This window comes from Zunongwangia pacifica (assembly GCF_023499215.1).
GTDB lineage: Bacteria > Bacteroidota > Bacteroidia > Flavobacteriales > Flavobacteriaceae > Zunongwangia > Zunongwangia pacifica.
The window spans coordinates 75,877-98,916 of record NZ_JAKHSK010000005.1; the positions used below are offsets into that span (position 1 = coordinate 75,877).

Annotated in this window: 23 protein-coding genes; 11 read left to right on the top strand and 12 right to left on the bottom strand. The window is 35.8% G+C overall.

The window, feature by feature from the left end:
* Positions 1 to 68: 68 nt before the first annotated feature.
* Both uvrB and L1967_RS04885 read left to right on the top strand, forming a co-directional pair.
* Positions 69 to 2,072: an excinuclease ABC subunit UvrB gene (uvrB, locus tag L1967_RS04880; RefSeq protein WP_249600606.1), complete on the top strand. Its 2,004-nt coding sequence runs from the start codon at positions 69 to 71 to the stop codon at positions 2,070 to 2,072.
* A gap of 116 nt (positions 2,073 to 2,188) precedes the next feature.
* On the top strand, positions 2,189 to 3,415 hold the full coding sequence (locus L1967_RS04885) for a hypothetical protein (protein WP_249600607.1): 1,227 nt from the start codon (positions 2,189 to 2,191) through the stop codon (positions 3,413 to 3,415).
* A gap of 63 nt (positions 3,416 to 3,478) precedes the next feature.
* Here the strand turns inward: L1967_RS04885 and L1967_RS04890 are convergent, their stop codons facing one another.
* From L1967_RS04890 to L1967_RS04920, 7 genes are all read right to left on the bottom strand, one after another.
* The gene (locus L1967_RS04890; RefSeq protein WP_249600608.1) at positions 3,479 to 4,645 is read right to left on the bottom strand and encodes a sigma-54-dependent transcriptional regulator; all 1,167 of its coding nucleotides are present in this window, start codon (positions 4,643 to 4,645) and stop codon (positions 3,479 to 3,481) included.
* Positions 4,645 to 5,550 carry a DUF6268 family outer membrane beta-barrel protein gene (locus tag L1967_RS04895; RefSeq protein ID WP_249600609.1) on the bottom strand — a complete coding sequence of 302 codons (906 nt, stop codon included), beginning with the start codon at positions 5,548 to 5,550 and terminating at the stop codon, positions 4,645 to 4,647. Before L1967_RS04895 ends, L1967_RS04890 begins: the two co-directional genes overlap by 1 nt.
* A 1-nt stretch (position 5,551) precedes the next feature.
* Positions 5,552 to 6,445 (bottom strand): mechanosensitive ion channel family protein, encoded by an 894-nt coding sequence (locus L1967_RS04900; protein ID WP_249600610.1) that lies wholly within the window; start codon positions 6,443 to 6,445, stop codon positions 5,552 to 5,554.
* A 1-nt stretch (position 6,446) separates the two neighbouring features.
* Positions 6,447 to 7,742 carry an ABC transporter permease gene (locus L1967_RS04905; protein ID WP_249600611.1) on the bottom strand — a complete coding sequence of 432 codons (1,296 nt, stop codon included), beginning with the start codon at positions 7,740 to 7,742 and terminating at the stop codon, positions 6,447 to 6,449.
* Positions 7,735 to 8,664: an ABC transporter ATP-binding protein gene (locus tag L1967_RS04910; protein ID WP_249600612.1), complete on the bottom strand. Its 930-nt coding sequence runs from the start codon at positions 8,662 to 8,664 to the stop codon at positions 7,735 to 7,737. Before L1967_RS04910 ends, L1967_RS04905 begins: the two co-directional genes overlap by 8 nt.
* 481 nt (positions 8,665 to 9,145) lie before the next feature.
* Positions 9,146 to 10,264, bottom strand: coding sequence for a molecular chaperone DnaJ (gene dnaJ, locus L1967_RS04915; RefSeq protein ID WP_249600613.1), 1,119 nt, complete (start codon positions 10,262 to 10,264; stop codon positions 9,146 to 9,148).
* 31 nt (positions 10,265 to 10,295) lie between these two features.
* Positions 10,296 to 10,880 carry a nucleotide exchange factor GrpE gene (locus L1967_RS04920; protein ID WP_249600614.1) on the bottom strand — a complete coding sequence of 195 codons (585 nt, stop codon included), beginning with the start codon at positions 10,878 to 10,880 and terminating at the stop codon, positions 10,296 to 10,298.
* A 168-nt stretch (positions 10,881 to 11,048) separates the two neighbouring features.
* Here L1967_RS04920 and L1967_RS04925 point away from each other — a divergent pair, with 168 nt between their 5' ends.
* Positions 11,049 to 11,723 (top strand): YceI family protein, encoded by a 675-nt coding sequence (locus tag L1967_RS04925; RefSeq protein ID WP_249600615.1) that lies wholly within the window; start codon positions 11,049 to 11,051, stop codon positions 11,721 to 11,723.
* A gap of 68 nt (positions 11,724 to 11,791) precedes the next feature.
* On the opposite strand, the gene L1967_RS04930 is transcribed toward L1967_RS04925, so the two are convergent.
* From L1967_RS04930 to L1967_RS04940, 3 genes are all read right to left on the bottom strand, one after another.
* Positions 11,792 to 12,694, bottom strand: coding sequence for a TIGR01777 family oxidoreductase (locus L1967_RS04930; RefSeq protein WP_249600616.1), 903 nt, complete (start codon positions 12,692 to 12,694; stop codon positions 11,792 to 11,794).
* A 71-nt stretch (positions 12,695 to 12,765) separates the two neighbouring features.
* Positions 12,766 to 13,437 (bottom strand): tRNA (5-methylaminomethyl-2-thiouridine)(34)-methyltransferase MnmC2, encoded by a 672-nt coding sequence (mnmC2, locus tag L1967_RS04935; protein ID WP_249600617.1) that lies wholly within the window; start codon positions 13,435 to 13,437, stop codon positions 12,766 to 12,768.
* Between the two features lie 3 nt (positions 13,438 to 13,440).
* Complete coding sequence (locus L1967_RS04940; protein WP_249600618.1) at positions 13,441 to 13,965, bottom strand: DUF4920 domain-containing protein; 525 nt, start codon at positions 13,963 to 13,965, stop codon at positions 13,441 to 13,443.
* A gap of 103 nt (positions 13,966 to 14,068) precedes the next feature.
* On the opposite strand from L1967_RS04940, the gene L1967_RS04945 reads away from it, so the two are divergent.
* Together L1967_RS04945 and L1967_RS04950 are read left to right on the top strand one after the other, a co-directional pair.
* Positions 14,069 to 15,136: a branched-chain amino acid aminotransferase gene (locus L1967_RS04945; RefSeq protein ID WP_249600619.1), complete on the top strand. Its 1,068-nt coding sequence runs from the start codon at positions 14,069 to 14,071 to the stop codon at positions 15,134 to 15,136.
* A gap of 144 nt (positions 15,137 to 15,280) precedes the next feature.
* The gene (locus L1967_RS04950; RefSeq protein ID WP_249600620.1) at positions 15,281 to 17,149 is read left to right on the top strand and encodes a BamA/TamA family outer membrane protein; all 1,869 of its coding nucleotides are present in this window, start codon (positions 15,281 to 15,283) and stop codon (positions 17,147 to 17,149) included.
* Between the two features lies 1 nt (position 17,150).
* Here the strand turns inward: L1967_RS04950 and L1967_RS04955 are convergent, their stop codons facing one another.
* On the bottom strand, positions 17,151 to 17,537 hold the full coding sequence (locus tag L1967_RS04955) for a nucleoside triphosphate pyrophosphohydrolase family protein (RefSeq protein WP_249600621.1): 387 nt from the start codon (positions 17,535 to 17,537) through the stop codon (positions 17,151 to 17,153).
* 45 nt (positions 17,538 to 17,582) lie between these two features.
* On the opposite strand from L1967_RS04955, the gene L1967_RS04960 reads away from it, so the two are divergent.
* From L1967_RS04960 to L1967_RS04985, 6 genes are all read left to right on the top strand, one after another.
* Positions 17,583 to 17,768 carry a hypothetical protein gene (locus L1967_RS04960; protein WP_249600622.1) on the top strand — a complete coding sequence of 62 codons (186 nt, stop codon included), beginning with the start codon at positions 17,583 to 17,585 and terminating at the stop codon, positions 17,766 to 17,768.
* Between the two features lie 52 nt (positions 17,769 to 17,820).
* The gene (locus L1967_RS04965) at positions 17,821 to 18,855 is read left to right on the top strand and encodes an SRPBCC family protein (RefSeq protein WP_249600623.1); all 1,035 of its coding nucleotides are present in this window, start codon (positions 17,821 to 17,823) and stop codon (positions 18,853 to 18,855) included.
* 7 nt (positions 18,856 to 18,862) lie between these two features.
* Positions 18,863 to 19,237: a fluoride efflux transporter CrcB gene (gene crcB, locus L1967_RS04970; protein ID WP_249600624.1), complete on the top strand. Its 375-nt coding sequence runs from the start codon at positions 18,863 to 18,865 to the stop codon at positions 19,235 to 19,237.
* Positions 19,238 to 19,409: 172 nt separating this feature from the next.
* Positions 19,410 to 19,748 (top strand): P-II family nitrogen regulator, encoded by a 339-nt coding sequence (locus L1967_RS04975; protein WP_249600625.1) that lies wholly within the window; start codon positions 19,410 to 19,412, stop codon positions 19,746 to 19,748.
* Between the two features lie 29 nt (positions 19,749 to 19,777).
* Complete coding sequence (locus tag L1967_RS04980) at positions 19,778 to 20,992, top strand: ammonium transporter (RefSeq protein ID WP_249600626.1); 1,215 nt, start codon at positions 19,778 to 19,780, stop codon at positions 20,990 to 20,992.
* Between the two features lie 156 nt (positions 20,993 to 21,148).
* Positions 21,149 to 22,237: an outer membrane beta-barrel protein gene (locus L1967_RS04985; protein WP_249600627.1), complete on the top strand. Its 1,089-nt coding sequence runs from the start codon at positions 21,149 to 21,151 to the stop codon at positions 22,235 to 22,237.
* An 86-nt stretch (positions 22,238 to 22,323) separates the two neighbouring features.
* On the opposite strand, the gene L1967_RS04990 is transcribed toward L1967_RS04985, so the two are convergent.
* Entirely contained in the window at positions 22,324 to 22,944 is a 621-nt protein-coding gene (locus L1967_RS04990; RefSeq protein WP_249600628.1) for a DUF1684 domain-containing protein, read from the bottom strand.
* Positions 22,945 to 23,040 lie beyond the last annotated feature (96 nt).

Below are 23,040 nucleotides of genomic sequence, written 5' to 3' on the forward strand. Positions count from 1 at the left end.
CAATTTTTCCAGCCTGTTTGAATAGGCACATTTATTGCTTAACTTCGTAAGGCTAAGAAAAAGAACGCATGAAATTTAAGATTGAATCTGACTATCAACCAACCGGCGACCAACCTAACGCGATAAAACAACTGGTTGGGGGAATCGAAAAAAACGACCAGTTTCAAACATTGCTGGGAGTTACTGGTTCTGGTAAAACCTTTACCGTGGCAAATGTTATTGAAGAGGTGCAAAAACCAACATTGGTTTTGGCGCATAACAAGACACTTGCTGCGCAGTTATATTCAGAATTCAAGCAATTTTTCCCGAATAATGCGGTAGAGTATTTTGTGAGTTATTACGATTATTATCAGCCCGAAGCTTTTATTCCCTCTTCTGGAACCTATATTGAAAAAGATCTTTCAATAAACGATGAAATCGAAAAACTACGATTAAGCACTACTTCTTCTCTGCTAAGCGGAAGAAGGGATGTTATTGTGGTTGCCTCGGTTTCCTGTCTTTACGGTATTGGTAACCCGGTTGAGTTTCGTAAAAACGTGGTTTCTATCGAACGGGATATGGAAATCTCCAGAACAAAATTTCTTCATAGCCTGGTGCAAAGTCTATATTCCAGAACCGAAGCTGAGTTTGTTCATGGAAATTTCAGGATAAAAGGTGACACGGTGGATGTTTTCCCAAGTTATGCCGATAATGCCTTCAGAATTCATTTTTTTGGTGATGAGATCGAAGATATCGAAGCCTTTGATCCTGCCACTAACGATATTATCGAAAAATATGAGCGTTTAAATATATATCCTGCCAATATGTTTGTGACATCGCCTGATGTTCTTCAGAATGCGATTAGAAATATTCAGGACGATTTGGTAAAACAAGTCGATTATTTTAGGGATATCGGGAAACATCTTGAAGCCAAAAGACTGGACGAAAGAACCAATTTTGATTTAGAGATGATTCGTGAACTTGGCTATTGTTCTGGTATAGAAAATTACTCAAGGTATCTGGATGGCCGCCAACCCGGCACACGTCCTTTCTGCCTTTTAGATTATTTCCCAGATGATTTCCTGATGGTTGTCGATGAATCTCACGTAACCATTCCGCAGGTGCATGCCATGTACGGTGGTGACCGCTCACGTAAAGAAACTCTGGTGGATTATGGCTTTAGGCTTCCCGCAGCAATGGATAACCGTCCGCTTAAATTCGAAGAATTCGAAATGCTGCAAAATCAGGTGATTTATGTAAGTGCTACTCCGGCCGATTATGAACTTCAGAAAAGTGAAGGGGTGTATGTAGAACAGGTGATTAGACCAACCGGACTTTTAGATCCGGTCATTGAAGTTCGCCCAAGTACTAATCAGATTGACGATCTTATTGAAGAAATTCAAATAAGAGTTGAAAAAGATGAACGGACTTTAGTCACCACCCTAACGAAAAGAATGGCGGAAGAATTGGCCAAATATTTAACCAGGATCGATATTCGGTGTCGGTACATTCATAGCGATGTAGATACGTTGGAGCGTGTGGAAATTATGCAGGATTTACGTCGTGGCCTTTTTGATGTGCTGATTGGTGTTAACCTTTTAAGAGAAGGATTGGACTTACCAGAGGTTTCCCTGGTGGCTATAATTGATGCGGATAAAGAAGGCTTTCTTAGAAGTAACCGCTCTTTAACCCAAACTATTGGACGTGCTGCCCGAAATGTAGAAGGAAAAGCAATTTTGTATGCTGACAAAATTACGGATAGTATGCAAAAAACCATGGATGAAACCGAATATCGCCGCACCAAGCAGATGAATTACAATAAAAAGCATAATATCACGCCTAAGCCGTTAGTGAAAAAGCTGGATAATTCTTTAGTTAAAAAGAAGCTTGAAATTTTTGAAGGAGATCATAAACCTCCAATGCAGGCTGCAGAAGAGGAAGGTGCTTATCTAACAAAACCTCAGATCGACAAAAAAATCAAAGAAAAACGTAAGGCGATGGAAACTGCCGCTAAAGAACTTGACTTTATGGAAGCGGCCAGATTGCGTGATGAAATCAAGATATTACAGGAAAAATTAAAGGATTTAGCATAACTAATTCTTACAATTAACCCACAAAATATTGATTTTTAGGGTTTTAATTACTATTTTTAGGATAGTTATTTTTCCCCGAAGCCATTAGCTCTCTAAGCACTCTAAAATCGATTGCTATGAAAAGCTATTTATCTTTATTATTTTTCTTATTTGTTGCGTTGTCCACAGCTGCACAAGTGGGTATCAACACAGAAGAACCAAAGGCAAGTTTAGACATAAAAAGCTCAGATACCGAAGATCCTTCGAATATCGATGGAATTTTAATTCCCCGTATTTCAAAATTCCCATCAGAAAATCCAACTGAAGATCAAAATGGCTTGATGGTATTTCTGACTGCCACCAACGGCGATTTTTCAAAAGGATTTTATTATTGGAATGCAGAAGAATCTTCTTGGATGTCTATTGAGGGAAATTCAGCTGAGGCCAATTTTTATGAGGTAGAAAAGAAAACTTCACCTAAAAACATAGAGTCTTCCATTTATCGTGAAGGTAATCTTGGTATTGGTACCGATGATATTGAAGCTAAATTACAAATCGGGATTATAGCAGATAGCGATGATAATATCAAAAAAGGAATTAAAATAGACAATCAAAATTCTGAAGAAAATAACTTAACAACTTACGGTATCGAAAATTTCAACGGAAGTTCAACCAACGGTACTAAATATGGAATAAAAAATAAGGTAAATGGAACAGGCTCTGGCGTCCACTACGGAATTTTTAATGAAACTTTTCAAAATACGGGAACTAACCATATTTTTGGATTCTTTAATCGCGTAGGTCGTACGTATGGAGCAAATAGTGATAATTATGGAGTGTATTCTGAAATTGGTAGTTCCACAGGGCAGGGAAATATTTATGGAATTTACAGTAAAGCAGAAGGTGATCGTAATGCCAATGTTTTTGCAGGTTATTTTGAAGGTCGTCTGGGAATTGGATTAACTCCTTCTACCCAATATGTTCTCCCGGCTGAAAGAAGTGAGGACGATATGGTTTTAAGTTTATCTGAAAACGGAATAATGCAATGGCGACCACCAACCTATTATCCCTATTTTTCTTCTACCAGCGATACCGGAACCTTTACGATTGAAAATAATTTAGGAGTTCTAAGAATAAACGATGATCTGAGTTCGGTTGAGCTTCCAGATGCCTCAGAAAATAAAGGAAGAACGATAATCTTAGTCTGCTGGCCCACTACTTCAGATAAATCTTTTTCTTTTTTAAATGGAGATGATTTATTCGATGTGACCACCAACAGTAAAGTTACAACTATCGAAAGGGGAACCGTACTCACTATTTTAAGCGCGGGTAACAGATGGCTTGTCATTAATAAATATCAATAATAAATGAAAAAGCTGAATCTTGAGATTCAGCTTTTTAATGTCCTTTTTTTTTGCTTCTTTAACTTAAACTTTACTGGCAAAGAGGCTCACATCTTCTTCAGTAATTTCTGCCCCACCAAGGATCAATAAACGCTCTACTACGTTTCTTAATTCTCTAATATTTCCGGTCCAGTTATATTCTTTAAGCTGATTAAGCGCTTCCTGCGTAAAGGTTTTTTTATTTGTTCCCTGCTCATTGGCAATTTTTTCAGAAAAGTGTTCTACCAAAAGCGGAATATCTTCCCTTCGATTATTTAATGAAGGAACTTCAATTAAAATGACAGCAAGACGATGGTATAAATCCTCTCTAAACTTTTTATCTTCGATCTCTTTTTTAAGATCTTTATTAGTTGCGGCCACTACACGTACATCTACCTTGATATCCTTGTCACTACCAACACGTGAAATCTTATTTTCCTGTAATGCCCTTAAAACCTTAGCCTGGGCAGAAAGACTCATATCCCCAATTTCATCTAGAAAAATGGTTCCGCCATTGGCAGCCTCAAATTTACCCGCTCTATCTTTATTTGCTGAAGTAAAAGCACCTTTTACGTGCCCAAAAAGTTCACTTTCTATTAATTCTGAAGGAATTGCAGCACAATTTACTTCAATCATTGGTCCTTTAGAACGTTCACTTTTTTGATGGATCCAATGCGCTACAAGTTCTTTCCCCGTTCCGTTAGCTCCGGTAACCAAAACACGGGCATCTGTAGGGGCTACTTTTTCAATTATTTCTTTGATACGATTAATCTCTTCAGATTCGCCAATCATTTGGAAATTTTTGCCCACTTTCTTTTTAAGACGGGCATTTTCCTGTACCAGTTGTTTTCTATCTAAGGCATTGCGAACAGCATTTAGCAATCGATTTAAATCTGGCGGTTTAGAAATATAATCGAAAGCGCCCATTCTCATAGTTTGCACGGCAGTGTCTAAATCTCCATGTCCCGAAATCATTACAAAAGGAATCTCTGGCTTGATCTTATTTGTGGCCTCTAAAACCTCTACACCATCCATTTTGGGCATTTTGATATCACAAAGTACTAGATCAAAATCTTCCTTTTTAATCAATTCCATCCCAACAAGACCATCTTCTGCTTCGGTAACGTGATAATCCTTATTTTCTTCGTTTAGAATCTTTACAAGCACCCTTCTTATGGCTGCTTCATCTTCTATCAATAATATTTTAGACATTAAAATAAGCTAAATTTAAGTCCGCTACGGGCATAAAACGTATTGGTAGAGTTTATCGTATACACATCGTTTCTATCTGTATCCCTAAAGCGGATATCGTTTAATAAAGTATGACCGGCATATAAATAAAATGAAAAATGTTCGGTAAAATTAAATTCATATCCCAAACCAGCCAATAGAATAGTCATAGACATGCTATTGGCAATATCATGATTATCCGGTTTTAAAGGAGTAATATCAAAATTTTCCTGAATATTTGCATAAAACCCATCTAAAGTTACAAAAGCCTGAAGAACATTCTTATCATTAAGATGATATTTTAAGTTAGATTTAGGAACTCCCAACATATAAGACCATTGCGGATGGAATTTTTTATAATAATGAGCTACCGGTAATGGAAATGGAAAACCTGTTGTGGTAGAGTAATTTAGCCCAAAAACTATTCTTGTATCTTTTTCTACGTCCTCACCATTAATTATTTTAATAAAATAAATCCCACCTTCATAAATAAAATCATCGTTTAATATTTTATTCGTAGAAAAGTTAGAAGCCGTTTTTAAACCGGTTTTTAAACCTAAACGCCATTCTTTGGTTAAGTGAAAAATATAACCTAGAGAAGCGGTGAAGGATTGAAACCTTTCCAAATGAAGCGTCTTAAAGGTTGCGGGATCGTCGTAATCGAAATTCACATTACGATATTCGATGCCAGGTACCAGATAAGCATCTTTTTTTCCCACTTTAATAGGAAAATTTACAAAAGTCCTAAACCTTCTAAATGAATTATCTGAACTGGACTGCGGAAAATAGGTATATTCCATCCTCGCTAAATCGGAAAGTTGGGCATGTGAAACTGTTCCTAAAAAACAAAAAAACACCCATAAAATTAAGGTAAAGGTTTTCTTCATACTAGCTATCTTTTGGTTCAATTTTGGGGTTAAATATGTGAATATCGCGTTGAGGGAATGGTATACTAATATTATTTTCTCTAAAACTATCGTCGATCTTAAAACGTATTTCGCTTTTTATTTTTGGATCGGTAAAACTATCCCCTATGTAAAAATAGACACCAAACAATAAGGCAGAATCTCCAAAATCTTCAAAAAGTACAAATGGTTTAGGATTTTTAAGCACTCCTTTTTGCTTGTCGACACAATCCAAAAGAAGTGTCCTAACTTTTTGCGTATCGCTACCATAAGCAACACCAACCTTTACACATTCTCTGGTAGTACGATGATTTTGGGTATAATTATACACCGTATCACTTATAAACTTATGGTTGGGAATAATCATTACTTTATCATCTCTGGTGAGTGCTCTGGTTGTTCTAAGCTTAATTTCGAAAACCCTGGCAACCTTACTATCGATTTCTATAATATCACCAACCAGTAAAGATTTATCTAAAATGATAAAAATCCCACCAATAATATCCTGAAAGAGCTCTTGTAAAGCTAAACCTACACCTACAAATAAAGCAGCTGAAGCGGTTAGTAAAATAGAAATATCTACTCCGCTCGAACTTAAAGTAATTAAAATGACAATGAGGTAAACAACATACTTTACAAACTTAAAGACGCTTATAAATTTTAATTTGTCTTCGTTTAAAAGTTTACTTGCAATAAAATTACGTACAAGCCTTAAAACAATAGAAGTTAGAATAAATACAAAAATCACCAGTAAAACTATCCCAACGGTAAGTTCAAATGGCTTAGTAAGCAGTGTAAAATCTAAGAAATCCTTTATACTTCCCCAAACATCCTGCTCTATTACTTCTGAAATCTGATTGGCTGTGTCGTTTTGCATTCTAATATTTAAGCCACTTATAAATTTCTTTATAACTAGCTTTTTTACCATACATTAAAATACCAATACGATAAATTTTTGCTGCTATCCACACTACTGCCGCATTGGTTAGCAGCAATATAAGAATAGAAAGTGAAATTTCCCACCATGGTACCCCAAATGGAATACGCATTAACATAACTATAGGAGAAGTTAAAGGAATCATTGAGAAAATTGTACTTACCGTACCGTGGGGATTCTCGATTACGGCAAAAAAACCAATATAAATACCAAGCATTAAAGGGATAATTACCGGGAGCATAAATTGCTGCGTATCGGTTTCACTATCTACCGCGGCACCTATAGAAGCATATATTGCACTATATAAAAAATATCCTCCTAAAAAGTAAATCAGAAAATAAATAATTAAACTAAAAATGGGCAGGTTAAGCACATCGGCAACTAATTGATTTACTTCTGGTATGTCTAATTGATGCGCTTCTATTTGACCTGGTTGCGCATTCATTAAGTCGATACCAAAATACAAGCCGGCGATCGTGTATAAAATTCCGCCTAACACAACCCAAACTGTAAATTGTGTGATTCCGGCTAACGACGTACCCAGCACTTTTCCCAACATTAATTGGATAGGTTTTACTGAAGAAACTATAATTTCAATGATTCGGTTAGTTTTCTCTTCAATTACAGATCGCATCACCATATTCCCGTAGATGATAATAAACATCATCAATAAATAACCGGCGGCACCTCCAAAAAACATGCGGAGATAATTTGCCATTTTCGAGGTGGTCTCTCCAGAGAAATTCTGAATCTCTACATCTACCTTGGTCTTAACCGCATCGATCTGTGCTACGTCTATCCCCCGTTGGATAAGCTCATTTCGTTGTAATTTATTCGCAATAATTTTTTCTATATTCTGAACTGTTCCCAAACCGGGAGATTCTTCCCCATAAAATTCGACCTTTCCGGTGAGATCATAATTGTTATCTGCTTTGGGAATATGTATAAGCCCATAATATTCACTCTCGCGAACAATTTTCTTGGCTTCATCTAAACTTTTATCTGAAAAATTTAAATACTGAAGATTCTCATCATCCTTAAATTCTTTTACAAACAAACCCGTTTCATCATGAAGGCCAATAATATGCTGTTCACTACTATTCAGCATACTTAAATAGGCTATTAAAGCAAACATTCCTACCAGGATAAGCGGACTAAGGAATGTCATTACAATAAAAGTCTTATTACGTACTCTGGCTAAATATTCTCGCTGAATGATAAGTTTTAAACTACGCATTATGAGTAACCGTTTTGATGAAAATATCGTTTACTGAAGGGATTACCTCTACAAAATGATTAATTCTTGCTTTGGTTAATAAATACTGAATTAAATCATTTGGATTTTCGTCAGGCTGAAGCTGAATGCTGACCTTAAGATCCTCATTAATACTTTTAAAGTGAGCTTTTCCTATTTTAAATTTCTCCTGAAGTTCTGCCATTAAAACTGTTTCATTTTCACATTCTAACCCAACTTCAAACGTATTATTTTTATATTCTTTCTTTATTTCAGAAACCTTACCATCTAATAATTTATTAGACTTATTGATAAGCGCCATATAATCACAAAGCTCTTCGACACTCTCCATACGATGTGTTGAAAATAAAATAGTCGCTCCTTTTTCTTTTAATTCTAAGATTTCACGTTTTATGATATTGGCATTTACAGGATCAAAACCGCTAAAAGGCTCGTCAAAAATCAACAATTTGGGGTTATGAAGCACGGTAATTACAAATTGTACTTTTTGTGCCATTCCCTTAGAAAGTTCCTGTATTTTCTTATCCCACCAGCCGGTAATTTCCAGTTTTTCGAACCAGTATTTTAAACGCTCTTTAGCTTCGGCTTTAGAAAGACCTTTTAATCTGGCTAAATATAGAGCCTGCTCGCCTACTTTCATAGATTTATACAGTCCGCGTTCCTCGGGCAGATAACCAATGTGTTGTATATCTTCTGGATGCAAAGGTTTACCATCAAGATATACCCTGCCTTCATCTGGCATGGTAATCTGGTTGATAATCCTTATGAATGTGGTTTTTCCGGCACCGTTTGGGCCTAATAAGCCAAAAACACTTCCTTTAGGTATGGTGATCGATACATTGTTGAGTGCAGTGTAATCTCCAAATCGTTTATAGATGTTCTCTGCAACCAAAAGATTTTCCATAAAATAACTTTAGAGCTGTAAAGATATTGAAATCCTAATACAGACTTAAAAATTGCCTCATAATATTTGTTATTTCTGAATTAAACGTAAAAAAACATCTCAAATTAAGGAAGATATTGGCTAATTCTCAGCTAATTTTTTATTGAGTAAGAGCAAGGTCATTTAAAGTAGGACTTAAATTATTGATAAATAAAAAATCCTCTTTTTCGAACTTATTTCACTAAAAACCTGCATATCACCGACAAAACCAACAACTTAAAATTTTCGGCGACTACTTTTAATTCCTTATAAATCATTAAAGAAAAGCCTTTATTTTAAATAATTTAAACCAGGCTTTAAAAAGATTGAATGCCAATATTAAAAACAAAACCCACCCTTAAATAAATTAAGGATGGGAAAAAAATTGCTATGAAAAAGAAAAATTATCACTAAAAGTCTTAGTGAGAATCAAATATATAAATTTTTTCTTAAAATCAAGATTCTAAGAAAACATATCTTTAACTTTTTCAAAAAATGATTTATCACTTTTTTCGGGATTTGGCTGAAAGTTCTCGTCATTAGCCATCTTCTCGAAAAACTCTTTTTGTTCTTTTGTTAAAATTTTTGGCGTCCAAACATTTACATGAACCAGTAAATCTCCTTTACCGTACCCGTTCAAACTATTTACACCTTTACCGCGCAGCCTTAAAATTTTACCCGATTGCACACCCGGTTCAATTTTAATTCTCACTTTACCATTAACGGTTTGTATTTCTTTTGAAGCTCCCAGAGCAGCTTCAGAAATACTTATGTAAAGATCATAGTGTAAATTGTCACCTTCTCTTTGTAAACTATCGTGAGCTTTTTCTTCTATAGCCACTAAAAGATCACCGGGAATTCCATTTCCGGGAGCTTCGTTTCCTTTACCAGAGACTTTTAACTGCATTCCATCTTCTACCCCGGCAGGTATTTTAATGGAAACCATTTCTTCCTGAATTTTTAATCCCTGCGCATCGGCATCGGCGGGTTTTTTATCAATGATTTGCCCACTACCACCACAGGTAGTACATGGGGAAGCGGTTTGCATTCTACCTAAAATCGTATTGGTAACACGGGTTACCTGCCCAGTACCATTACAGGTAGAACAGGTTTTATAGGTTGTGCCGGGGGCCTGAACCTTACGCTTAACTTTGATCTTCTTCTCTACCCCGTTGGCTATTTCTTCTAGAGTAAGTGCTACACGAATCCTAAGGTTACTTCCTTTTGCGCGACGCTGACCGCCACCGCCAAAGCCACCAAAACCTGAGAATCCACCGCCAAAGCCGCCACCAAAGATATCACCAAACTGGCTGAATATGTCGTCCATATTCATACCACCGCCACCACCAAACCCGCCTCCTTCAAAGGCCTGGTGTCCAAATCGGTCGTATTTGGCTCTTTTTTCTTCGTTTCCTAATACCTCATAAGCCTCAGCTGCTTTCTTAAATTTATTTTCGGCCTCTGTGTCCCCCGGATTTTTATCTGGGTGATATTTGATCGCCATCTTACGATAGGCTTTCTTAATTTCAGCCGCCGAAGCACCTTTGCTTATTCCTAATATGTCGTAATAATCCTCTTTCATGGTCTAAGTTTGCTTTTTAAAGTTGTACTCCTTACTTACCGGTAACAACCTTTGGATAACGAATAATACGTTCTCCTAATTTATACCCTCGCTCTACCACATCTACAATTTTGCCTTTTAGATCGTCATTAGGAGCAGGGATTTGCGTTATGGCCTCATGAATATCAGCATCAAAAGTGTCACCACTTTCAACTTCTACAGGTTCCAGACCTTTATTTTTAAGCGTTTCCCTAAACTTATTATGTATAAGCTCTACTCCTTTTAAAAGGTTTTTATCTTCGGTTTTATTAATTTCAACCAAAGCTCTGTCAAAATCATCTAAAACTGGCAACATCGCCAGCATCACTTCCTGATTGGCAGTTTTAAAAAGTTCCAAACGCTCTTTAGAAGTACGCTTTTTATAATTCTCAAATTCAGCAAAAAGACGTAAAAACTTGTCTTTTTCTTTTTGAAGATCTTCTTTCAGCTTATCTTGTTCAGAAGTCTCTTCATCTGCTACCTTCTTATCTTCAGGCATTTCAACTTGTTCTTTTTCTACCTCATCGATTGCCTTATCGATATTTTCCTCTACCTGATCTTTTATATCCTGATCTTTATCGTTAGCTTTCTTTGTCATTTTTTTCTATCAATTTTTCGATGCTTAATAATTGGCAAATTTATTGCCAAGCGCTGCGTTGTGTCAAAATGTCACCGATAATTTTTAATAATTTTTTAGTATATAAAATTTTAAATCCTCTTATTTTTGCGCTTCAACCAGATTGCAAAAAAACTAAATTTCAACAAAATGAAAAAAAACATTTTAAAAGGATTTATGGCCTTAAGCCTTATTATAGGTTTAGGAAGTTGTAAAAACAATAATGGTCACGAAAGTGAAGCTGAAGATGCTAAAGAAGTAGCAGAAGCAACAGCTGAATCTATGGAGTATGTTGTAGATACTACAGCTTCTTCAATTAGCTGGATTGGTAAAAAACCAGCAGGACAGCATACCGGCACCATTAAAGTTGCTGAAGGAGCTTTTATGGCTAACGACAGTATTATCGAGAGCGGAAACTTTACTATCGATATGACGTCTATCGAAGTTACTGATCTTGAAGGTGACGACAAAAAAGATCTTGAAGATCACTTAATGGGAACAGTAGAAGGTAAAGAAGGAGATTTCTTTAATGTAAATGAATATCCTGAAGCTACTTTTGAAGTAACTGGAATTTCTGAAGTAGATGGTAAAACAATGCTAGAAGGAAACCTTACTCTTAAAGAAGAAACTAAGAACATTTCTTTCCCTGTTTCTATTAAGAAAACTAACGATGGTTACGAAATTTCTAGTGAAGAATTTACTATCGATCGTACCAACTGGAATGTTAACTACGGATCTAAGTCTGTATTTGATAGTTTAGGAGATAACTTTATCTACGACGATATCACTTTAAAATTAGATATTAAAGCTGATAAAAAAGCTTAATTTCATTTTTAGATGAAACAGAACAGCCGGCAAATTGTCGGCTGTTTTTATTTTACACCGATTTCATTTTATAACAAATCCCTTAATGCTGGTTGTATATGTACATATTCAAAATGATACCCCTGCCCTTCAATTTTTTTACTACTTACTAATTGACTAGATAATAAAAGCGTTGCCATTTCTCCAAAAGCAGCTTTAAGTACAAATTTTGGAACATTAGGTAACCATAATGGTTTATCTAATTGTTTGGCTACCTCTTTGGTCATTTCTTTATTAGTTACCGGATTTGGCGCTACACCATTAAAAGTACCTGAAAGCTCATTCTCCAGCACGTAAAGAAAAATTTGTGTGAGATCTTTAATATGTATCCAGGATTGCCACTGGCTACCACTACCTAGGGGTGCACCAATATTAAAATTCACCGGTTCTTTTAGCTTCTCTAGCATTCCGCCATTTTCAGCCATCACCAGCCCGATCCTTATTTTTGAAACTTTAAGCCCTAAATCTTTAAAATTATTAACTGCACTTTCCCATTTTACTACTACTTCACCTACAAAAGAATCATCTACTTTTTCTTCTTCTTCAAAATAAAGCTTTTGTAAAGAACTAGGGTAAATACCAATAGCACTGGCAGATACAATTTGCTTAATCTGGTGATCATTTTTAGATAAGGTATCAAATAACAAGTTAGCACTTTCTACCCTGCTATTTAAAATTTTACGTTTATTCTCACTCGTCCATCGCTGCGCAATACTAGCGCCAACCAGATTAATAATCGCATCTACATTTTCAATAGCACGTATATCGATTTCTCCATGTTGCGGATCCCATAAAAATCCGCGATAATGGTCCTTATGCTGAATTTTATCTTTACTAGTTGTGAGATAATTTACATCGATGCCTTTTTCATGGCATAATGCTGAAATTTTTGAACCAATAAGCCCTGTTGCTCCAGTAATTAATACCCGCATTTTTTTCTTTTGAAGATACCGCTAAACCTAATAAGTTTTATTTTTTTAGCGAGGTTTAACAACTGTAAAAGCTATTTTTTAACGGCTCTTAACATTTCTCTTTTTCCGGGTGGCCCTGGCAATCTTTCTACTGTAAATCCTACAGCCTGCATTGCCCTTCTTACACTTCCCTTAGCCGCATAAGTCACTAAAACTCCATTTAATTTTAGCGAATCATACATTTTCTGAAAAATAACCTCTGTCCATAATTCAGGTTGAACCCGGGCTCCAAAAGCATCAAAATAAATTAGGTCAAAAACCTCTTTATCGTCGATCTCCTGAAATGTTTTTTTCTGTTTATTTAAACTGAAATTTGAGGTTATAGGCAAGGATTTTTCCCAATCTACCTGATGCATCTTATTAAAAATAGCTGCCGCAGTTTTAAAATCGGGTAATACAGAAGCATAATCTAAAACTTCTAATTCTTCAGGTTTTACCGGATAAGCCTCAACACCGGTGTAATTAATTTTTACTGTGTTTCCGTAAAAAGCGGTAAGCAGCGCATTTAAACCGGTTCCAAAACCAATCTCTAAAATATACAGTTCGGTTTTATTAAACTCCGTAATCGTAAAATCCAGTCCCATTTTTATAAAAACATGCATTGCTTCCTGCAAAGCACCATGTTTAGAATGGTATTGCTCGTTCCATTCCGGCAAATGAATCGTAGCCGAACCGTCCCCGGTTTTAATGATTTTTCGTTCCAAATATTATTGTTTTAAAAGCACGCCATCAGCTAAAAATGCAAGTTCCTGCTTTGGTTTTGTAATGGCAGCAATTTCTTCTTTAGATTTACCGGCATCTTCAGCAAAATGCTTTTGGTCTTCTACAGATACTACTTTAAGAAAAGCTTTTCCTTCAACTACTACTTCCTTGCCTTCAATGTCTTTGGGAACAAAAAACCCATAATCTTTAAATTTTACGCTTACATCTTCATCACCTGGAATCTCTAAATTCATCCAACATCCCTTCATCTTACAAACCGAGTTTACCGTACTGGTAAAACTTGCAGGAATAGTGTCGCCAGGTTTCAATTCGGCATATTTATCTGCCATAGTACTGGCATTTAAAGCACCTTTCGTAGTAATTTCTTCTCCAAAAGAGGCATACGCCAAATCTTCATTACCAGTTTCAGTGGCGACAGGTGCATCTTTTATAGCTTTAGATTTTTCTTCGGAATTTTTGCAACTCATCATTGCACAACATAGCAAAGCCGAATATATGATTTTTCTCATCTCTATTGGTTATTGGTTGATTGTTTATCCTCAAAAATACCAAAACTTTAGATTTTAATTTTACTTTTATTTAGGTAAATTTGGAGTTCTTAAATTATATAAAATGGAAAACATCGCGACGAAAGTAAAAATCACAAAAGCACCTTCTTCTAAATTATCTAGTGTAGATTTTAGTAATCTTACCTTTGGTAAAGTCTTTACCGACCATATGATGGTTTGTGATTACAAGGATGGTTCCTGGCAAACTCCCGAGATTGTTCCTTACGGACCTTTACAAATGTACCCATCTGCAAAAGTATTTCACTATGGGCAGGCAGTTTTTGAAGGAATGAAAGCCTATAAAGACGATGATGACAAAATATGGCTGTTTAGACCAGAGCAAAACTTTGAACGTATTAATAAGTCGAGTAAACGACTTGCTATCCCTGAATTCCCAAAAGGTCATTTTTTTAACGGACTGGAAGAATTACTAAAATTAGATAGAGAGTGGATCCAAAAAGGCTTGGGAAACTCTATGTACCTTCGCCCTTTTGTAATTGCTACTGAAGCTGGTGTTTCTGCATCTACATCTACCGAGTATAAATTCATGATTTTATGTTCTCCCGCGCAATCCTATTATAGTGGTGAAGTTCGCGTAAAAGTTTCTGAAGATTATAGCCGAGCCGCAGATGGTGGGGTTGGTTTTGCAAAAGCTGCCGGAAACTACGGCGCTCAGTTTTTCCCAACAGATATTGCAAACAGTGAAGGTTATCAACAAATTATCTGGACTGATGCCAATACGCACGAATATTTAGAGGAAGCAGGAACAATGAACCTTTTCTTTAGAATTGGTGATACTTTAGTTACTGCCCCTACCAGTGATAGAATACTTGATGGTGTGACCAGGAAAAGTATTATCGATCTTGCTAAAGACGCTAATATCGATGTTGAAATTAGAAGAATAAAAGTTTCTGAGCTTATTGAAGCGGCAAACGCCGGCGAGCTCAAAGAAATTTTTGGATCGGGTACAGCCACTGTCGTTACCCCTATTTTAGGTTTTGGCTATAAAGGTAAAAAATACGAGTTACCAACCATCGAAGATTCTTACGCTAAATCTTTTAAAGATCAATTATTGAAAATTCAATACAATAAGGCAGAAGACAAATTTGGCTGGAGATACGAGGTAAAATAAAAATTTATCTAAAAATTATAGAAAAATGCGCTGAAAATCAGCGCATTTTTCGTTTTAAAAAGCCTTGTTTCTTTAACAAAGGCTAAATATTTCCATTGAAAAAAATTACATAAGTTTGTTGGCATCTGCAAAATAGATTAAGAGTTGAGATACTGTATTATTATATTATTATTTTTCTGTCTAAAAGTATCCGCTCAAAATGACAGTCTGCAACAATTTCCCGTGCGGGATTCTGTTCAGATGCTTAAAGATCGTGACTTCTATAAACAACTTCAGGAAAAAACCAAAAACAGTAAGTTTACAAGGATGCTTTACGATTTGATGTTTGATCCTGTAAATCCTGCAGACTCTAAAACCGCCACCAAAAAAATAGAAAATCAGCTACAACGTGATTTTTCAAAATATCAGGGAAAAACTATACATAAAATTTATATCACCTCTCTGGATCCTTTTGGTTATAGCGAAAAAGATACCGCTGTAAAACCTACCCAAAAAATCCAAAAAATAGGGAACGTTTTACATGCACGTACTAAAGAGTTTACAGTAAAAGGTTTACTATTAATTAAAGAAAATTCTAAAATGGACTCTTTGGAAGTTTTAGAATCTGAACGTGTTTTAAGAGCACAAAATTATATAAGAAGGGCATTAATTAGACCCAAAGAAGTAGCAGGTGATCCAACTTTGGTAGACTTATATGTATATGTGCTAGATAGTTGGAGTATGGGTATCGATGGAAGTGTCTCTGGCCGAAAAAGCGAATTAAGATTACGGGAATTTAATAGTTTTGGATTGGGACATCGGGGTACTTTAGCGTATAAAAAAGGGTATAAGGATGAAATAGGTAACGGCTACACCGTAGGGTATCGCGCTCAGAATTTATTTAAAACCTACATTAATGTTGAAGTTTTAAGAGATTTAGAAGTTGATGATAATTATGAGAATTTTGTGAGTATAGACCGGGAGTTTTATTCTCCTTATGCTCGCTGGGCAGGACAAATAAGTATAAGAGAAACGCTTTATGATGAACATATTTATCATGAAGAACTGGATACTTTACTTTTAGAACCCTTAAAATTTAGGGATTACAATGCTTGGGGAGCTTACGCCATTCCCGTTGCCAATAAAAATTCTGAAAAGCAACTGCCTACCAACCTTATATTGGCCGCGAGGTATACCAAAAGAGATTACTTAGACAAACCTGGAGAGCATATAGATTCTGTTGCGTATTTCTCTAATACCAATGTTCTTTTGGGATCGGTTGGGATTAGAGATATTAATTACACAAGAGATCGCTATATTTTTAGAAATGGTGATATTGAAGATATTGCTCTTGGGCACAGTTATTTTATAAATTCAGGAATTCAAAGAAATTCTGACAATCATAATTATTTTTATTTAGGGATCGATCTGACCTATTCAGATTACATTAAAAATTTTGGGTATTTATCGACCAATCTTGGATACGGAAGTTATTTTCGCAACTATACAGCCAGACAATCCCTCTTTAAATTAGAAAACACCTATTTTTCCCCTATTTTTAGAATTGGCAATTGGTTTTTCAGGCAATTTGCAAAATCAAATATTGTAGTTGGGATTAATCGTAAAGATTTTATTCGCGACAGGATTACTTTAAATGAAGAAAATGGGATTTATGGTTTTGACACCTATGAGGTTTTTGGGACACGTAAGTTTGTATTTAATTTTCACACACAATCTTATGTTCCCTTTAGTTGGTTAGGATTTAGGATGAGCCCTTTTGTGAATTTCGACCTGGGCTTTATTGGTGAAGCTCCAAAACCTTTTTTCAGCAATGATCTTTATACTAAATTTGGTATGGGATTTATTATTAGTAACGACTATTTTGTTTTTGATAATATTCGCATATCCTTTGCCATTTTCCCTAATATGCCAGGAAAAGGTCGCAACGTTATGTATTTCAATGTAAATACAGACAATCAATTTACCTTAAAAAACTACCGTTACGAGCCTCCTCATATTTTAGAATATCAATAAATTATTTATCCAGAATTTGCTTAATATTAGGTTTAAAATAATTAGGCCCTTTTAATACTTTGCCATCTTCTCTATAAATTGGTTTACCATCGGCTCCCAGTTTACTCATATTACTACGCTGAATTTCATCAAAAACCTCTTCTATTTTATGCTGCATTCCATGTTCAATAATGGTTCCGCATAAAATATAAAGCATATCTCCCAGAGCATCAGCAACTTCTACCAGATCATTATTTTGGGCAGCTTCAAGATATTCTTCATTCTCTTCTTTCATTAATTCAAACCGCAGCTTGTTTTTAGCTTCCCCTAAACTTGCTAGTGGCTTATCACTTACCCCTAATCCAAATGCATTATGAAATTGCGTAACCGCATCAATTCTTTTTTTCATTACTTTCTTCGCTTATTCGTTTAAATTTGCATAAAAATAGACAAAATGTTTAGCACAGGACAGTGGATATTTGCAGGTTTTTTTCTTATAACGTTTATCATCGTAATGATCATTATGTATAGGAAAGATTTAAAGCTGCACCGTAAATATTATAAGAACAGTATTTTTGTATTAATAGGATTTATTGCATTTATTCTTTTATTGTTCGTAATTAAGGTATATTTAAAATAAGTGCTTCGCTGCTATTTTATTATCTTAGCAATAACTGTGATTTGAAAAGCCCATGAAGATTTTTAAATATTTACTTTTTTTAATTCTTATTGTACTTATTGGCGGTTCTATTTATGTGGCAACCAAAGATGGAGATTACAAATTTGAAGAAACTCAGGTTTTTAACGCACCTCAGGAAATTGTGTTTAACGAAGTAAATAACTTTAAAAACTGGGAATATTGGGATCCCTGGAATCAGGAATCAGATCACCTAATTATAAGCTATGGTGATACCCTAAAAGGAGAAGGTGCCCTTTTTTCCTGGGAAAGTAACGAATTGGGTGATGGTAAAATCACTACCATAGAAACCAAGCCTTTTAAAGAGATCATTCAAAAAATCACACTATCACAAACTTTTGCCAACACTACCGGTAAGATGTACTGGAAGTTTGAAACCCAGGAAAACAATCAAACTAAAGTCACCTGGGGCATGGAAGGTAAGCAAAGCTTTAAAGAAAAACTTTCTTTTATTTTAACTAAAGAATCCTTACCGCAGATCATGCGTCCTAAATTAGAGAAAGGACTTTCTAAAATGGAAAAAGTAATTACCAATAAAATGAACCAATACAGCATTAGCGTAGATGGTGTTGTAAATCATGGTGGTGGTTATTATATGTATACTACAACTGCGAGTAAAATTAGCCAGGTAAGCGAAAAAATGCGACCAATGATTACTGAGGTAGCTAATTTTATGAAAGCCCAGAATATTGAAAGAATTGGAAACCCTTTTGTTATTTATAATGAATGGAACCAATCTAATGGTTCTGCCATCTTCTCGGCCGGTTACTTTACCCCAAGCGAAGTCATCACTCCGTTAGATGCAGATGTTTTAAACGGAAACATGCCTAATCAAAAAGTTTTAAAAACTGTTTTAAAAGGCAAATATGATAATCTTGAAGAGGCCTGGAATAAAGCTTACGATTATATCGATAAAAACGGACTTGAAGTTGCGGAAGAATCAAAACCTTTTGAAGTCTACCTCACCAGTCCCGAGGAAACCCCAAATCCAGCAGATTGGGTAACCAACATCTATATTCCGGTAAATTAAAACTTGTATGTTTAAAAGTGCAATTTTAGTATTTCTGGGGGGCGGTTTAGGCAGTGTATGCCGATATTTGATTAGCAAGGCCCTTAATAGCAAGGGAACGGTCTTACCCTGGGGCACTTTTACCGTTAACATATTAGGAAGCTTTATTATTGGAGTATTACTGGGAATAGCCATAAAAAACAATAACCTTAATAGTACCACCAACCTTTTACTAGCCACGGGGTTTTGTGGCGGTTTCACTACGTTTTCTACTTTTTCATTTGAAAATCAAGCCCTTTTAAAATCGGGCGACTACTACAATTTTGCAGTTTATGCTATAGGAAGTTTAATTCTGGGAATTGTCGCAGCAGCTATTGGCCTTTATTTTTCAAAATTGGCTTAATAGCGTTTAAAAACTTTCTACTGAAAACTAAAATTTCTACTTTTTAATTATTTACCCCATAACAATAAGGGGGTAATTTTCTGATATTCACATTTATTTAAGCTTACCCCCTATTTTTTTAACTTTATTTAAGAATTTTTAATACTTTTAAATCACTAAACCTGAAATTCTTATGAAGAAAATTGAAGCTATTATCAGAAAGTCAAAATTTGACGAAGTAAAAAAAGCCTTACACAGCTCTGAGGTTGTCTTTTTTACGTACTGGGATGTTACAGGTGTCGGAAACGAGAAACAAGGCCATGTGTATCGTGGGGTGTCTTACAGCACTACCGATATACAACGGCGAAAATTGTCTATTGTCGTTTCAGACGAATTCCTGGACAAAACTGTAAATGCCATTTTAGAATCTGCCTACACAGGTTCTGTTGGTGACGGTAAAATATTCGTGTCTACAATCGACGAAGCTTACCGTATACGTACTAAAGAAAAAGGGACCGATTCCCTAAAATAATTAAATAACATTGAAATAACGAAATTATTATGGAAACAGACGCTGTATTAGATTTAATGTGGATTGTAATTTGTGGGATACTGGTATTTTTTATGCAAGCAGGATTCACACTGGTAGAAGCCGGCTTCACCAGGGCAAAAAACACATCGAATATTATCATGAAAAACCTCATGGACCTTGCCGTAGGTTCTTTAGCTTTTTGGGCTATTGGGTATACAATCATGTATGGAGACTCTATTGGTAGTTTTATAGGAAGCCCTAGTTTATTTTATAATGTTCGCGGGGATATGCATAATTTATTCTTTCAAACTGTATTTTGTGCAACCGCAGCAACCATTGTATCTGGTGCTGTGGCCGAAAGAACAAAATTCTCTACCTATCTTATCTTCTCTTTATTAATGACAACCGTTATTTATCCAATCTCAGGTCACTGGGTATGGCAGGGAGATGGTTGGTTAACCAGTCTTGGATTTATTGATTTTGCCGGTTCTACTGTTGTTCACTCGGTAGGTGGATGGGCTGCATTAGTTGCTGCAGCTTTAGTAGGCCCGCGTATTGGTAAATATACCGATGGTAAATCGAATGCGCTTCCTGGTCACAATATGCTTTACGGTGCCCTTGGAGTATTTATTCTTTGGTTTGGATGGTTTGGGTTTAACCCGGGATCTGAACTGGCAATCTCTGGAGATAGTGCAAATAACGTAGCTGGCATTGTAATTACCACAAACCTTGCCGCAGCCGCAGGAGCCGTAGTTGCTTTATTCCTTACCTGGATTAGATACGGAAAAGCCGATATCTCTATGACTCTTAACGGTGCCTTAGCAGGCCTTGTAGGTATTACAGCAGGATGTGCTGCAGTAGATCCTATGGGAGCATTTTTTATCGGAGTTATTTCTGGTATTGTAGTGGTCTTCTCTATCGAATTTATTGATAAAGTACTTAAAATTGACGACCCTGTAGGTGCAATCTCTGTACACGGTGTTGTTGGTGCCGTGGGTACGTTATTAGTAGGTGTTTTCGCTACCGATGGCGGACTGCTATACGGAGGCGGATTTGGACAGCTTGGAGTACAGGCTATTGGTGTGGTTTCCATTGGCGGATGGGCTATGATCACAACTTTTATCCTACTTTCTATCCTTAAAGCAGTGATAGGATTAAGAGTTACCGAAAAAGAAGAATTAGAAGGATTAGACCTTCACGAACACGGTATCGATTCTTACCCTGAATTTGGTAGAGATAAATAATAACTCTCCCACTTCAAAAATATAACAAGCACACACGTTTACTATTACAGTCTGAAAAATAAAAAAGGAGCACTTGGCGGAGTGCTCCTCTACTATGAATTTTTCTTACTGCTTACTATTAATTCATTTTTGTCGAACAAACTAAATCATGTAAACATGTCTAAATTCACTTTTGCAAATATCCGACTTTTTCTAGTATTTTCAATAACAGCCTTTTTAAATATAGACCTTCAGGCGCAAGAAGAAAAAGAAAGTTCCTTTAGCATCTCAGGTACTGTAGATGCATATTTTAGAGCCAATTTTAACGGATTAAATAAAACAGCTTACGATGATAATGGCGATCCTTTGTATGATGCCGCAGCACCTGCAAGCTCTTTTGCTAACGATCCTGGATTTGCCATTGGTATGGCGAATGTAATTTTAGGGTACGAAGGTGACAAAGTTGGTTTTGTAGCCGATCTTGTTTTTGGTCCCCGTGGTGAAGATGCCGTGTTTTTATCTACCGGTTCTCCTGCTATCGTTAACCAATTATATGTATACTATAATCTTAGCGATAATGTTAAATTGACCTTTGGTAATTTTAATACCTTTTTGGGGTACGAAGTAATCTCTCCGGCAGCTAACTTTAACTATTCCACTTCTTATATGTTTTCCTATGGACCATTTTCTCATACAGGTTTAAAAGCAGATTTTACCATAGATGAAAACTGGAGCGCCATGTTAGCGGTAATGAACCCAACAGATTATACCGAATTTAATCCTATTGGCAAATATACCTTTGGCGGACAATTAGGGTATGCTAACGATGCTGGTAGTGCCTACCTTAATTTAATTTATGGAGAACAGTCGTTATCTGATGATGCTTTATTTCAAGTTGATTTAACTACAGGATGGAACCTAAGTGACTCATTCTATTTAGGATTTAACGGAACCTACCAAACCACAGACGGAGAAGGATTTGCTGGTGCCGCTATCTATCCTCAGTTGAGTACTTCAGATAGCTTTGCTATTGGTTTAAGAGCTGAATATTTTAACGAATTATCAGATGGCGAAGGTCTAGTTTATGGAGCAGATGCTAATACAACAGCTTTTACATTAACCGGAAGCTATACTTATGGAAATCTAATGATAAAACCAGAACTAAGATTAGACAGCGTAGATGGTGCTGCGCCATTTGTGGATTCAGACCTTATGATGCAGGATAATTTATCATCATTTTTAGTTGCAGCGATTTATTCATTCTAACAATCAAAAATCGACAACTAACTAACCAAATTTTTATGCATAATAAACCTATCTCCTTTTAGTCTCAATTTTTTATTATGCACCTGTCAATGCTTATTGTAAGCTTTTACTCCTGCTGTAATGGCCATATCCAGGTTATTTTCAGCAGGAGGTACAGGACAGGAATACCCGCCGCTATACGCACAATAAGGATTATAAGCTTTATTAAAATCTAAAGTGATTTTTTTCAACCCTTCTTCGGGGATTCTTAAATCGATATATCTTCCGCCTGCATAGGAACCATCGCCATTAGTAAGATCGGTAAACGGCAAAAACAAATAATCAAAATACTCTGGATTTTCTTTTAAAGACTGACTTTGATACACTGCTAATTTCATCTTTTCACCTTTTAAGGTAAAATACAAATCGGCATATTTCACATAAACCGGCTGGCGATCTGAAGAAGTTTGCATCCTGAAGGTAGTCTCATAAGGTGTTCTTACAAACTCGGCTTCTACAATAAACGAAGTATCTATCTCATAAAAATCATGATGGGGAAATAACAATCGTTCATCTTCAGATAAAGGCGATTCTTCCGGATCTTTATATTCTTCGTTAAGATGTTTCTGAAATTCTCTTATACTTTCAATTTGGCTTTCATGAGAATGTTGAGCAATATTCAGAAAAGGAATTAATAAAAATACAAAGCTAAAAATAGCAGTTTTCATCGATTATTTTTTGGTATTTATAGTAAAAAAAGCACGCAAAGATATGTATCGTAGTATAGTGAAATTTTACAATTTAGAGGCTATCCTCAGGAAAAC